This is a genomic window from Petrotoga mobilis SJ95, from assembly GCF_000018605.1.
Lineage (GTDB): Bacteria > Thermotogota > Thermotogae > Petrotogales > Petrotogaceae > Petrotoga > Petrotoga mobilis.
In genome coordinates this window covers 190,074-204,102 of sequence record NC_010003.1, presented here as the reverse complement: position 1 = coordinate 204,102, position 14,029 = coordinate 190,074, and the positions used below count along the sequence as shown (strand labels likewise).

Below are 14,029 nucleotides of genomic sequence, written 5' to 3'. Positions count from 1 at the left end.
TAGTGGATGATTCTGCTTTTATGCGAATGGTTCTAAAAGATATTATAGACAAGGAACCTGACATGAAAGTGGTTGGATTAGCTAAAGATGGAGTTGAAGCCGTAGAAAAAGCTGTGTCCTTAAAACCAGACGTGATTACTTTAGATGTTGAAATGCCTAAAAAGAATGGGCTCGATGCTTTAAGTGAGATAATGTTAAAATCTCCAACAAGGGTTATTATGGTAAGCAGTTTAACTTCAAATGAAGCCTCTATTACTATAGAATGTTTAGAAAAGGGAGCTTTTGATTTTATTCAAAAACCGGCTGGAAGTACCTCTTGGACTATAAGAGACGTTCAGGATGAATTGTTGAGAAAGATAAGAGAAAGTATGAAGGTCTCTATCGAAAAATTGAAAAATATCCATTTTGTTGGAAGCAAGAAGATAAGGAAAAGTGCAAGAGTAAATATATTGGGAGAAAAAGTTGTGTTGATAGCGAGTTCAACGGGAGGTCCGCGTTCTTTAGATGTTATAATTCCGCAACTACCTGAAAATTTAAATGTTCCTATAATTATTGTTCAACATATGCCGGCAGGTTTTACAGCTTCTTTAGCTTATCGGTTGGATAAAATTTCAAACTTAAAGGTCAAAGAAGCGGAAGATGATGAATTTTTACAAAAAAATGTTGTATATATTGCTCCGGGAGATTTTCATTTAGGTTTAAAGCAAGAAGATCATAAAATAAAATTGTTTTTAGACAAAAGTGATAAAATTAATAACGTAAGGCCTTCAGCTGATTTCACTTTTGACCTAGCTGCTGAGTTTTTTAAAGAAAATGCTCTGGTAGTTATTCTGACAGGGATGGGAAGAGATGGAGCGAAAGGGGCATTTAAAGTTAAACATTACGGCGGGAAAGTTATAGCTGAGTCAAAAGAAACTTCTGTTGTTTATGGAATGCCTAAAACTGTTGTCCAAGAAGGTTATGCGGATTTTGTTCTTCCCAATTATGATATTGCAGAAAAAATGTTAGAAATTTTGGCTGATCAACCAAGGGGGATAAAAAGGTGAATAAAGGGATAATTAGGCGGTTAATAATTTTTGGTTTTTTATTTCTCTCGGTTATTACGTTTCCAAAAGCACTTTATTTTCAATGGAGAGAAATAGATTCGGCTTACTATTTCGAAGATGGGGAGAATCTATATGTTAGTTTAAAGGTTATTTCTGAAAAAAGTGGAAGAACCTTAGATGTATATAATGATACGTTGATTTACGTAAAAGATAGTAAATGGAACGTTTTCATTTTTCCTCAGAATAGTTTAGCCATTATCAACAGCACTGAATCCCTTCATTTCGATCCAAATGATCTGAAAATAATTGATGGAGAAATTTATTTAACCGCAGAATTAATGGCTAAGTTGATCAATCTAGAATTAATTTCTAACGATTCCGCTGTATACTTGAATCTGCCACTAACTCAATTAACTTCAATAAAAACGATCATACAAAAAACTGATGCTAGAATAATAATAGAGCTTTCTTCGAGTCCTGACGATGTTGGAATATATCCTTTGGTTAATAAATCTGGATATTTGATTAAGATTAAAGGTGCCGAAATCCCCAATTCTTATTACTATGAAGAATACAACAATAAGATTAATTACATAAAGGCGTATCACTATTCGCCAACAGAAGTATGGATACAAGTAAAACTGAACAACTCTGCGGATATAGAAGAATTAATTGAAGAAAGTAGGATAATATTAGATCTTTCTTTTAAAGATAAAATCACTTTGCCAGTTTTAGTTTTGGATCCAGGTCATGGAGGGATAGATCCAGGAGCGGTTGGTCCAAACAAAACTTTTGAAAAAGATATAACTTTAAAGGTAGCAAAAAGAGCTCAAGAACTATTGAAACCTTACAGTGTTGACGTTTATCTAACTAGGACAAGCGATGTATACGTTGATTTACACGATAGAGCGGTTTTTTCTAATGAAAAAGTTGCGGATTTATTCGTTAGTTTACACTTGAATGATTATCCTCAAGATACAACAGTTTATGGATCGGAGGTTTACTATTTTGATTTTTCAGAAAGCGCATATGCGAGAAGAATAGCCTATCGGGAAAATTTGGATTTTAATACTGATAAGACTCTCATAGAAACATGGGTAACGGATAAAGAAAACAGTCTAGATGAAAGCGAGAAGTTTGCTAATATATTGGGAAATTATTTGAATGTAAATGGAGTTAAACTTAGGGGAGTTTATACTGCGGAGTTTGCTGTTTTGGCTTATACTAGAAGCCCCGCTGTTTTATTTGAAATGGAATTTATCAGTAACCCTAAAGTAGTAGATGAGTTTACGAGTGGAAAATATGTGGATGTTTTTGCTGAAATTATTAAAAATGCAGTTATTGATTTTTTTGGTCTAAAATAGGGCGTTGGGGTAAACCCCAAACCCCAAAGATCAAAAACAAAAATCAACAAGAATTAAAATCTGAGTTTGGGAGTTCACCAAACGGGGGATACCCCCCAAGACCCCCTACAACCTTTAAATCTATTTTAAGAGTTAGGAGGACATTCTTAAAGGCTTATGCCTTTAAGAACCAAAGCCCCTAAAACCTTTTTAAAAACCATAAAACAATTAAAAAACATCGTTTAGAAAACCGGCAAATCAAACCCCCAGAGAAATTTTAAATCTATTTTGATTAATTGGTTCGCACAAACCAGCGAACAACAGAGGAGGTAAATTATTTGCAAGAGAAAGCAAAGATTCCTAATGATATATTGATTTTGTTAGTTTTGTTTGCTTTAATACCTTTTTTAATGATACCCAATTTGGTGTATGAGTATTCTACCCAAAAACATTTAGTTTTTTCTTTATTCATGGTTGTTATTTTAATTTATTATTTGTTCAAATACTTTTCTAAACCTATTTCAATAAAATTCACTTATCCACATATTTTTTTATCTTTTTTCAGTATTTCTGCTTTTTTATCTTTAATATCGGTCTACTTGGAGAATAAATATTACCTTCCAACGTCTGTAGGAGTAGCTTTTTATATTGTTCTTGTTATGTTTTTTTCTTACGTAATTACTACACGCTTTGGAAAAGATTTTAAATTCATTGAGTATGGTCTTTTTGTTTTTATGGTTACTGGCACTGTTATTGCCATAGATGGACTTTTGAATAAGTTCTTAGGCTTTGATTTGTTTTTTGGTAAGTATGGGGATCCTTCTCAAAGAATAGCCTTAAGAACAACTATAGGGAATCCCAATTTTGTTTCAGACTATTTGGCACAGCTGTTACCAATTTCTATATATTTTACTTTAAGGAAAAATACGAATACCTACATTCGAATATATGCTTTAGCGAATGTTTTCATAATGTATTGGGTTGTTTTGTTGGCACAAACTCGTTCGATTTACCTTGCCACTTTTGTTGGTTTAGGATTCGCTATAATATCTTACCTCATTTCCAATAAAAAAGAAACCCTGAAAAATTATGTAAAAAGTAAAGAGTTTAAAATTTGGATAATTTTGGTTTTATCTGTTTTAGCCTTTTTATTTCTTATGTTTAATTTTGAAACTCCATTCAACCGAGGTGGGGAAGTAATTGCTGCAGACCGCTTCGCAGCAATGACTTCTGTCTCTTCTTGGGATGAAAGAAGTTTGTCGTGGCTTTCCGCTGTAAAACAATTTGCAGATGAGAACCATAAAAACCATTTTATAATTGGAAGTGGAATAAATACATATCCAGTGTATGCGGTTCATTACTTAGCTGAGGTACAGGCAGAAAACCCCGAAAGGTTTTTATATGCATGGAATAATTTTAAAAGGGCTCACAACGACTATCTACAGGTATTGGGAGAGACAGGTATTTTAGGTTTTTCTTCAATAGTGTTAATGCTCGTAAGTTTAATGGTGGTATACTTTAAAGTTTTAAAGCTCGAAAAAGATGATGACAACAAAATCCTTTTATTTCCCTTATTTGGATGGAGTGCCACTATCATGGTAATCCACGCATTTACAGAGTTTGCATTTCACATGCATCCCAACCTTATATTAAGTGTATTTATCCTCTCAAGTGCTGTATCAGAACAGTTCCATCCACATGTGAAAAGCTTAAATATCAAAAAAAGTCAGTTTGTGATTATTCCTTTAGTTGTGGTTGGAGTAGTAGCGTCTTATTACAAAATAAACGAGGTTACATCCGAGGCCCTCTTCGTTAAAGGAAATCGTGAATACAATTCAATGGTATCTCTTATTAACGCTACTGAAAGTCAAATACCAAATATTATAAGCCAACTTGAATCTCAAAAATCCACTCTTCAAAAACAATTAGCAAATTACACTCCAGGAAGTGCAAATTTTCAAAGGATAACACAGAGTATAAACCAGATAGAGACGCAGATAGAAGATTATAAAAATATGCAGTTATCATATGAAAGTAGAGCTGAACAAAGCTATAATAATGCTTTTGAATATTTTCAGAAATCATTAAAATGGGACCCTAATTTTGGTAAATCGGCATTTTACCTGTCCCAGCTTTTAACGTCCAGTATTCGGCAAAATTCTCTTACTTATGAAGATTTACCTAAAATATTTGAAAAAGAAATCGATGGTTACGATTTTATTATCGAAGAGTTTAATGGCTCACTTGATTTAATGCCATTTCCTGATAACATTTTGAGAGACACCGTAGAACCGATTTATTCTATCGACCTAAGCAACAATGCTAAACAGATTACATTAAAAATTCAAACCCTATACGATGGCATAAATCAATTGGAGTATTCATACTTATCATTCAATGAAAAAAATGCCTATAGATTGATAGGCAGAATATATTATAACATCGTAGTTCTATACGAACAGTTAAAAAATTATATACCACTGGATAAGTTAGAAGTAGTAGAAGAACTTCAAAATGAAGCTTACAGTAATTTTCATCATTGGGAGCAGCAAGCTATTTACATCCTTCCTGGTGGTTGGAATAGGTTCCCTGAATGGGAAGACGTTTATTATGAATATTTGCTGTTAACTGCAAGGCTGATAAACATATATCCACAAGATGAATTAATAAACAAAATAATTTTTATAACCCAGAAAGAGGGAGAAGCGGACTATTACATGGCACAAAAATTTAGAGGGATACCAGATAGTTCCTTAAAATTGTTATCTGAGTTATACTCAACCTTGAGGGATGAAAATTTAAAAAATCAACTAGCAGAAAATGTTGTTAGCAATTATGAGGCTGTTTACAACTATTACAAGGGTCAAAAAGAAGAAGGATCTCCTAATTATACTAGATATCAAGATAGAATCGAAAGTTTCTTCAGTGATTACGAATTTTTTACAAGAAGGTTGGTAAAGTAGTGAACAAGGTAATGACATTTTTGTTGCTGATATCTTTGAGTTGGTTTTTGATCGTATTTTCTGTTTTTTTGAAAATAAACTCTTATGGATACACACTTGAAGGTAGCCTCAAAGATTTCTACGTTGAAAATGCTTCTTTGATGGAAGTTAAGCCTTTTATAGAAGATGGTCACATTGAAGAAGTTGAATTGAATGGATATAAAATTTATAAGAAAGATGATAAAATTATTATAAGGAAAGTTATTGAGTAATGTTGAAAAATATTCTCTCAAAAAGTAGGAGTTTTCATGAGCAATGATTGAAGAAGTTATAAATTCTTTTGATTATATAGTTCAACTGAAAGAAAAGGGTATGATAACTTGGGAAGAGATCTTCCCAAGTTTTTATAGCATTGCAAAAAATAATTTCAAAGTAATTCAAGAAAATGGCCTTTTAGAAGATGTTAAGAAGATTTTGGCTTATACAAAACCTCTTAAAACATTGTCAGAAGAACGTAAAGAAAGGCGTCTAGAAGGCTTAAAGGATTCCTTAAAGATTTTAAAAGAGCGGTATTTAGTTGATGAAGTTTTGGAAAAACCAGAAAAAAAATTGGCACCACTCACCGATATAAAATATATAAAAAAAGTAGGAACAAAAAGGGCTTTAATTCTAAATAAATTAGGTATTTTTTCGTTAAAAGATTTCTTTTACTATCCACCTAGGGATTACGAAGACAGAAGAAAGGTGGTTAAAATATTCAACGCCAAAGAGGACGAAAAAGTCGTAATAATAGGAAATGTAGTAAAAAGTGAGGAAGTAAAAATAAATAAAGGTTTAACTATTTACAACTTTTCTGTGGAAGATGACAGTGGAGTCATAATCGTTACTTTTTTCAACCAGGATTACGTTAAATCTTATTTAAAAAGAGGTGTGAAATCCGCTTTTTATGGAAAGATAGAATATTCATACGGTATGAAACAGATGAAGTCTCCAGATTTTCAAGTGATTGAAAGTGATGAGGATTTCAAAAGTGAAATTCTGCCGGTTTATCCATTAACCTTTGGTATCTTCCAAACAACTATGCGAAGAATAGCAAAAGAAGCCATCCAACAGACATATTTTTTAGAAGAATTTTTACCTGAAGAATTTGTCCAAGAATTCAATTTATTAGATTTGAAAAAGAGAATAAAGGGAATTCATTTCCCTTTAAGTATTTATCACAAAGAAAGATCTTGGTACTCTTTAAAATACGAAGAGGCAATTTTATTTGAGTTAGCAATGATATATCTGAAATTAAAGATGAAAGAAATGAAAAAAGGTGAGACGAAAGAGATAAAAGGAGAATTAACGAAAAAATTTCTCAATACTTTAAATTTTGAACTCACTCAAGCTCAGAAAAGAAGTTATGAAGAAATAAGAAAAGATTTAATTTCTCCATATCCTATGAATAGACTTTTACAGGGAGATGTTGGTTCTGGTAAAACCGTTGTTTCAGAACTAGCGATTATAGATGTTTGTGAAGCTGGATATCAGGCAGCAGTTATGAACCCTACCTCTGTTTTAGCTAAGCAACAGTTTAAGAAGCTTTCAAAAGATTTAGAGCCGTTAGGTTTGAAAATAGTTTTGCTAACAGGAGATACTAAGGAAAGCGACAAAATATTAATAAAAGAAAAGCTAAAATTAGGAGAAATTGATGTTGTAGTTGGTACTCACGCAATTATTCAACAGGATGTTGAATTTAAAAAACTAGGGTTGGTGGTGATTGATGAACAACATAGATTTGGAGTGAATCAAAGACTTGAACTTATTAAAAAGGGGAATCATCCAGATATTTTGGTAATGACTGCTACTCCCATTCCTAGGACTTTGGCAATGACTTTTTACGGCGACTTAGACGTTAGCTTAATTGATGAGATGCCTAAAGGTAGAAGACCTATTAAAACAATACTTATTGCTGAATCCAACAGAAAAAGTTTGTATGAATTTGTTAAAGAAGAATTGGATCAAGGGAATCAAGTTTTTTTCGTGTATCCATTGATAGAAGAATCTGAAGCCTTAGAATTAAAAAACGCTATCAGTATGTATGAAGAGCTAAGTAAAGTATTTGAAGAATATAAAGTGGGGCTTTTGCATGGGAGGCTTTCACCTTCAGAAAAAAATGACGTGATGGACAAATTTGTTCAAAAAGAGTATGATATATTAGTTTCGACATCGGTAGTAGAAGTGGGGATAGATATCCCTGATGCTACGGTAATGGTCATCGAACATCCCGATCGTTTTGGATTATCTCAATTGCATCAGCTCAGAGGAAGAGTGGGCAGAAGTGATAAACAGTCTTATTGTTTTTTAGTAATAGATGATGATGCCAACAATGAGATAAAAAGTAAAATGAACTCCTTTTCTAAGACGTTAGATGGTTTTGAAGTGGCAGAAATTGACTTAAAATGGAGGGGACCAGGAAAATTCTTTGGAGTGGAACAGCACGGGATACCAGAATTTAAATTTTTGGATTTAGTCGAAGATATAAATATAATAGAGAATTCAAGAAAAAAGGTAGAGCGATTTTTAGCAACTATCCAAAGTTTCGATAGATATCCTAATTTAAAACACGAATTGCAAACAAGATATGGAGATTCAATACATTTGGTCAACGTTCTATAGAGATTTTTAAGTCTTTAGGAGGAAAAACATGAAAAGAGATAAAGTCTTTTTAAGCACTTTGTTGGTTTCGATAGCCTCTTTTTTAGTCATTAGTATAATTATTTTACCAAAAAGTTTTTCTGGGGAATGGTATTTCAGCCCTGTTTTAGTCACAGTTGGTCCATTAGAAATAAGATGGTATGGACTGTTAATTGCTTCATCCATACTGTTGGCAACTTTTATTGCTCAAAAAGAAGCTGAAAGAGAAAAAATAAATGAAGACGATCTTTTCACAGCTGTTTCTTTGGGAATTATATTTGGGATTATAGGTGCAAGGCTATATTATGTTCTTTTTAATCTTGAATATTTCTCTCAAAATCCTTCAGAAATTTTTAAGATTTGGCATGGAGGATTGGCTATACATGGAGCAATATTGGCTGCTTTTTTGGTAGTTTTTTTGTATACACGTTTGAAAAAAAAGTGTACCTTTACATTTCTTCAAGGGTTAGATTTATTCACCTTTGTTTTACCGTTAGCTCAGGCTATTGGAAGATGGGGTAATTTTTTCAACCATGAGGCATACGGTTCACCAACAAATCTTCCCTGGAAGATGTACATTTCATTACCGGATAGAATGCCAGGGTATGAAGCCTATGAGTATTTTCATCCAACATTCTTGTATGAATCTGCATGGAATTTGTTGGTATTTCTAATATTGTTTTATTTTATTAGAAATAAGAGAAAAACATATGGAGAAGTGACTGCTCTGTATTTAATTCTTTATTCTATTGGGCGAATTCCTATTGAAAGGTTAAGAACGGACAGTCTCTATATTGGGGATCTACGAGTTGCTGTAGTTATAAGCTTTATATTGATAGTGTTGGGTTCTTTGCTTTTTGTATACCTCAGAAATAAGAGAGTAATCGTCGAAAAAAAGGAGTGAATATTGATTGATAAATATTCTATTGATAGCTTTAGGTATTTTTCTATTAATAAGAGGGGCAGATAGGTTAATAGAAGGAGCCCTTGGATTGACAAGAAAACTAGGTGTTTCCGAACTATTTGCGGGTTTGACGGTGGTGGCCTTTGGTACCAGTGCGCCGGAATTAGTTGTTACGATTTCTTCGTCTATAAAAGGAGCCAGTGTAGGTTTAGGAAATGTTCTTGGCTCAAATGTTGCAAATATTGGTTTAATTTTGGGGATCTCTTTTTTAATATCTCCAACAAAAATTCAAAAATCTACAGTAAACATAGAAATGCCTTTTTTGCTTATTATTTCAGTGGTTATATTTGCAATGATAATGGAAGGGAATAGCGTATTAACTCGATACGATGGTATGATTTTGATAACCTTTTTGTTTATTTTTATGGCTTATCTTTATTATATGGCAAAAAATGATCAACAAGTCAGGAAACAACTTGTTGAAAATGAAGAAATGAAAAAAGTTGAAAAAGAAGAGTCTTGGGCTAAAATAATCACTTTTTCTGCCTTAGGATTAGCTATGTTGATAATAGGAGGAGAACTGACGGTAAGTAATGCAGTTATATTTGCTAAAAGTATTGGGATCTCAGAATCTTTGATAGGGGTGACTATTGTTGCAGTAGGGACTTCCCTTCCGGAATTAGTAACCGCTATTGTTGCAGCGATCAAACATTCAGATGATATTGTGATGGGAAATATAGTTGGTTCCAATACTTTCAATATCGCTGCCATACTGGGCATATCAGCATTAATAAATGGTGCCAGCGCGGATAGATCAGTTGCTTTTGATGTGTCATATGGTCTTTTACTGGCTTTAGTCTTGTTGTTTGGTACGATGATGAAAAAAGATAGAAAAGTTGGAAGAGGTTTGGGAGCTGTATTGCTTTCTTTGTATGTGATCTACCTAATAATTAGTATAAGAATTGGATAATATTTTAAGTGTGAAGAAAGGAATAAAAATGGGCATCGATAATAGAAAAAGTGCTCTACTCGCTATTTTTGTTTTTATTTTATTTCTATTTTTTTTCTTTTATCCTGTTACTTTAGTTGATGAAGGAGATAACAATATTAGAGTATTTTCGACGGGATTAACACAGGTGATTTTCTATGATGACATTCAATATACCTTCAAAGAGGAAAACATCTTTTTTTACGAAGAAATACCTTTTGAGGAGTTTATCTTGCTAAATGTACAAAACGGATTTTTGCTACGTCAAAGCGGAGATTCTTTAGTTCAAAGGCAAAGTAACGATTCATCGGCAATGGTTTATTTCAAAAATAAAAATACTCTTTATAACCTTTATAACCTTGATAATTTTTTCTATAATGAAAAATGGTTAGAGGAGTTAGTTGTTGAATCTAAAGACTTTTTAGAAAATATTTCAGAAATCGATGAACCTATGTATATTATTTATATGGATCAAAGTAGGTCTTTTCAAGTTTTGCCAAGTGTCTACGTTGTTAATTCTAGCAAGGATTTAGTTCATGAGTTATCTCATTATTTTTTCGGTTACAAGGTGAAGGCTTCCCCAACGGATACTTGGCATGAAATATTAGCAGAAACTAATTCATTATTGTTTCTTAGAGAAGTTTATCCAGAGGAGTATTTGAAAGAGTTAGAACTCAAAAAATCAGGTTTTTATGATGAACCTTATGGGGAAAGTGTAATATCCTTCATGGAATGGTTGGATTTTGACAAAGAAAAAATATTTGATATAGAAAGATACATTTTAAATAATTTTGATAGATTAGATGACAAAAGGTTTGAAAATTTAGTCGAAAACATTAATTAAACAACGAAGGTGTTAGAAGTGAAAAAAATTCTGTTGGTTTTTCTCCTTGCCCTTTTAGGGTATTTTTCTTTTTCATTTGACTATGTTTTTTTGTTTATAGCCGATGGAATGGGAATTCCACATATGCAGTTATCTAATATGTACAAACAATATTTATACACAGATCAACTGCACATGCTTGAACTACCTTACTATGGAATGGTTGAAACTTCTTCGATTAACGGAGTAACGGATTCAGCAGCAGCCATAACGGCAATTTTATCTAAAGAAAAAACCTACAACGACAGGATAAACATTAATCCTGATGATGAAAAGATACTGCCCATTACTTATGAATTAAAAAAACGAGGGTACAAAATTGGTGTCATAACAACTAACACCATCATCGATGCTACCCCGGCGGGAGCTTATAGTTTCGTTGAAAATAGAAGAGATTACCAAGAGATAATGCAAGATCTTTTAGAAAGCAATTTTGATCTTTTCATAGGGGGAGGAAAAGCTTATTTTAAGGATAGAAACACAAAAGAGTATGGATATTTATACACAGAAGAACTAAGTAAAATTCCGTTTCCTGGTAATGAAATTGTTATGTTGTATTATGGAAATTTTACTTTTTTAACAGACGATCCGAAAAGAGTTACGTTAGAAGAAACTTTAAATTATGCGTTGAGTAAATTTAAAGGTTCTCCTTTTTTCATTCTGATAGAGGGGGGAAGAATCGATCACGCTGCACACGCACATGATACTTATTCATTGATAAACGAAATATTAGACTTTGATAGTGCAGTAAAAGTTGCTATCGATTTTTATAAGCAATATCCTCAAGAAACCTTAATCATAGTAACTGCGGATCATTCAACAGGAGGTTTGAGTTTAGGCGATGGTTTTTTGGCGCTGAATAAGCTTCAACCCACTGAGTTTTCTTATGAAAAGCTGATAAGTACATTTAACCAATCTAAGAACTATGAAGAGTTTCAAGAAAAATTGGGTTTGACGCTTGATTTAGAAAAAGAGTTTTACGATACCAAGAATTCAGAAGAAAATGTAACTTATCAATCGCCAATAATCAAAAGTTTTTATGAAGCGTTAAACGATCCTGTGGGTATAAATTGGAGTACTTTTGGGCATACATTAGATTACGTACCTCTTTTTTCCAACGTTCCATTTGATAAAAATATAATATCAAATAATGAAATTTTTTCTATTTTTGAGATTTATTGACTTAAATGGGGTTAAACGACTTTAATCGCTGCTAATTGAAAGTAATTGCCTATAATTAGATTTTGAGAAAAAAATTTCATGATGTATAATATCTCTACAGAGCACTTTTGTAGGTTACCCTCCCTCCTGGAGTGTTCTGTCCCCGGAAGAATTCATTTCCAAATTAGGGCCTTATTAAGGCCCTTTTTTTAAGGTTTAAAAAAGATTAGAATTTCAATATCACCGTAATCTCTTACTTCTTCTCTAATTAAATTTTTAGGTATATAATCAGATTTTTCATTCTTATATTTTTCAATAATGATGTAGCCGCCGTTTCTAATTAAAAATACATTTGAATCTATGAATTTCAAAAATTCTTGGACATAACTGTTATTAAAAGGTGGATCAGCAAATATGTAATCAAACTGTTCATTTGAAAGTTTTGTAATAGATTTTCTAAAATCTGATTTTATAACTTTTATTTTATTTAGTACCCCTAAAGATTCAGCGTTTTTTAAAATCGAGCTCACGGCCTTAGTCGAAATATCAACCATTGTAGAACTTTTTGCCCCATTACTTAAAACTTCAAAACTCATTATGCCGCTACCTGCAAAAAATTCTAAAAAATTAGCTCCTGTAAAATCAAAAATGCTTATCAGAGCTCTTCTTAAAGTAGCGGGAGTATATCTCGTCCTACGATCATCAACTGTTTCTATATTGGTATTCTTAAATTTGCCGCTTTCAATCTTCAAAGCCATTTTTACACCTCATACAAACAAAGAAGGGCTTCATTAAGCCCCTTTCGTTTTTGGAGCGGATGACGGGACTCGAACCCGCGACTCCCAGCTTGGGAAGCTGGAGCTCTACCAACTGAGCCACATCCGCATTTGAAATTTTTATTTTAAATCAAATATATTATACCAATAATTTAAAACAAAATCAATATTTAATATTTTAATTATATTTTATCCTTGTTAACGTCATAAAATAATTTATGAAAGAACTTTTGTATATTATTTTGAGAAATCTTTTTTGTCTCTAATTCCTTAGTTATGTCAAAAAGCCCAACATCTAAATCATCTTCAAATAATAATTCTTTTTCTTCTTTTTTCATTATCGAAGAAAAGTTATTTTTTATCTCAGAATCAGGTTTTATGACATTTTCCAAATGAGAATACGCTTCTTGGTTCTTTCCGTTACTTTCCTCTTCAAGAGTAGCTGGTTCTTGAACTCTACTTTTGTCACCATTACCTTCTAACTCATTTAGAATTTCTTCAATCTCTTCCAGGCTTGATTCTTTCAAGATATCGTTTATATCCTTATCAAGTTTATTCTCAAGGTCTTCTATCTCACTTAATTTGCCATCTTTTTGGTCTTTGGATACAATAGCTTCTTCTAGTGAAGGGTCTTCATTTGAAGTTATCCCAATAAGTTTTTTTAAAGGGGATGATACTTGCCAAACGTTTTTTATGTATGGTTCATTAAATTGGTCTATTGTTTTGTATTTGATTCCTTGAGTTTCTACTTTGTTTATATTGGTCAGAGTTTCCATATTATTTAACTCGTTCTCTCTTTTCTCAAAAGTAACATGTCGACGAATCAAAAAAACAGTAAAAAATGAGGCAGCTAAGGAAATAGCAAATATTATTAGCATTATGGTAAAAAAGGTTAAAAGATTAAAGTTTTGCTGCTCTTCTTCCAACGGTTGAGTATTATTAATTTTTAGGTTTGATGTGTCTAAAAGCTCTGATTGTTGAGATGTAGATTCAATAACACTTAGAGCTTCATCCACAATGGGGATACCTTTTAGGGGTTGCAAGTATATTTTAGCTGTGGCATAATCTTTGTTGTGAAATGCAGATAATCCTAGATACATTTTTATTTCTGGTATTTCACTTTCTAATCTAGGTGATAGTTGCAAGGCTTGCTCAAAAAAAATTTGAGCTAAATCATATTGGGCATTTCTATAGTAGTTTAAGCCGTTCATATAGTATTCGTAGGCAACTTCGTAATTATCAGCAAATATTAGCATTATGTGGAGCAGAATTATCAACAGAGTGATTGCTTTCTTAATGTTGACACA

The 14,029-nt window shown here is 32.4% G+C and carries 11 protein-coding genes and 1 tRNA gene; 9 read left to right on the top strand and 3 right to left on the bottom strand.

Features of this window, described 5'->3' with window-relative positions; translation table 11 throughout:
• Nucleotides 1–20 precede the first annotated feature (20 nt).
• From PMOB_RS01035 to PMOB_RS00995, 9 genes are all read left to right on the top strand, one after another.
• Nucleotides 21–1,046 (top strand): protein-glutamate methylesterase/protein-glutamine glutaminase, encoded by a 1,026-nt coding sequence (locus tag PMOB_RS01035; RefSeq protein ID WP_049755320.1) that lies wholly within the window; start codon nt 21–23, stop codon nt 1,044–1,046.
• A complete protein-coding gene (locus PMOB_RS01030; RefSeq protein WP_012208052.1) occupies nt 1,043–2,410 on the top strand; it encodes an N-acetylmuramoyl-L-alanine amidase family protein in 1,368 nt (455 codons plus the stop codon). Before PMOB_RS01035 ends, PMOB_RS01030 begins: the two co-directional genes overlap by 4 nt.
• A gap of 317 nt (nt 2,411–2,727) precedes the next feature.
• The gene (locus PMOB_RS01025; protein ID WP_012208051.1) at nt 2,728–5,352 is read left to right on the top strand and encodes an O-antigen ligase family protein; all 2,625 of its coding nucleotides are present in this window, start codon (nt 2,728–2,730) and stop codon (nt 5,350–5,352) included.
• Nucleotides 5,352–5,603 (top strand): hypothetical protein, encoded by a 252-nt coding sequence (locus PMOB_RS01020; RefSeq protein WP_041533997.1) that lies wholly within the window; start codon nt 5,352–5,354, stop codon nt 5,601–5,603. The genes PMOB_RS01025 and PMOB_RS01020 overlap by 1 nt, the downstream gene beginning before the upstream one ends.
• Before the next feature lie 43 nt (nt 5,604–5,646).
• Nucleotides 5,647–7,992: an ATP-dependent DNA helicase RecG gene (gene recG, locus PMOB_RS01015; RefSeq protein WP_012208049.1), complete on the top strand. Its 2,346-nt coding sequence runs from the start codon at nt 5,647–5,649 to the stop codon at nt 7,990–7,992.
• Nucleotides 7,993–8,020: 28 nt separating this feature from the next.
• Nucleotides 8,021–8,914 carry a prolipoprotein diacylglyceryl transferase gene (gene lgt, locus PMOB_RS01010; protein WP_012208048.1) on the top strand — a complete coding sequence of 298 codons (894 nt, stop codon included), beginning with the start codon at nt 8,021–8,023 and terminating at the stop codon, nt 8,912–8,914.
• Nucleotides 8,915–8,921: 7 nt separating this feature from the next.
• Entirely contained in the window at nt 8,922–9,884 is a 963-nt protein-coding gene (locus tag PMOB_RS01005; protein WP_012208047.1) for a calcium/sodium antiporter, read from the top strand.
• 28 nt (nt 9,885–9,912) lie between these two features.
• Nucleotides 9,913–10,746: a hypothetical protein gene (locus PMOB_RS01000; RefSeq protein ID WP_012208046.1), complete on the top strand. Its 834-nt coding sequence runs from the start codon at nt 9,913–9,915 to the stop codon at nt 10,744–10,746.
• An 18-nt stretch (nt 10,747–10,764) separates the two neighbouring features.
• Nucleotides 10,765–11,967 (top strand): alkaline phosphatase, encoded by a 1,203-nt coding sequence (locus PMOB_RS00995; protein ID WP_012208045.1) that lies wholly within the window; start codon nt 10,765–10,767, stop codon nt 11,965–11,967.
• 188 nt (nt 11,968–12,155) lie between these two features.
• Here PMOB_RS00995 and PMOB_RS00990 read toward each other — a convergent pair whose 3' ends face one another.
• The 3 genes from PMOB_RS00990 to PMOB_RS00980 form a co-directional block, all read right to left on the bottom strand.
• Complete coding sequence (locus PMOB_RS00990; protein WP_012208044.1) at nt 12,156–12,704, bottom strand: RsmD family RNA methyltransferase; 549 nt, start codon at nt 12,702–12,704, stop codon at nt 12,156–12,158.
• A gap of 51 nt (nt 12,705–12,755) precedes the next feature.
• Nucleotides 12,756–12,831 (bottom strand) — tRNA-Gly (locus PMOB_RS00985).
• 73 nt (nt 12,832–12,904) lie between these two features.
• Nucleotides 12,905–13,999 carry a tetratricopeptide repeat protein gene (locus PMOB_RS00980; RefSeq protein ID WP_155811033.1) on the bottom strand — a complete coding sequence of 365 codons (1,095 nt, stop codon included), beginning with the start codon at nt 13,997–13,999 and terminating at the stop codon, nt 12,905–12,907.
• Nucleotides 14,000–14,029: the final 30 nt, after the last annotated feature.

Bases quoted from the DNA above. Each gene is read 5' to 3' on its own strand.
- PMOB_RS01035 (WP_049755320.1), top strand. From the start codon at position 21: ATGCGAATGGTTCTAAAAGATATTATAGACAAGGAACCTGACATGAAA.
- recG (WP_012208049.1), top strand. From the start codon at position 5,647: ATGATTGAAGAAGTTATAAATTCTTTTGATTATATAGTTCAACTGAAA.
- lgt (WP_012208048.1), top strand. From the start codon at position 8,021: ATGAAAAGAGATAAAGTCTTTTTAAGCACTTTGTTGGTTTCGATAGCC.
- PMOB_RS01000 (WP_012208046.1), top strand. From the start codon at position 9,913: ATGGGCATCGATAATAGAAAAAGTGCTCTACTCGCTATTTTTGTTTTT.
- PMOB_RS00990 (WP_012208044.1), bottom strand. From the start codon at position 12,704: ATGGCTTTGAAGATTGAAAGCGGCAAATTTAAGAATACCAATATAGAA.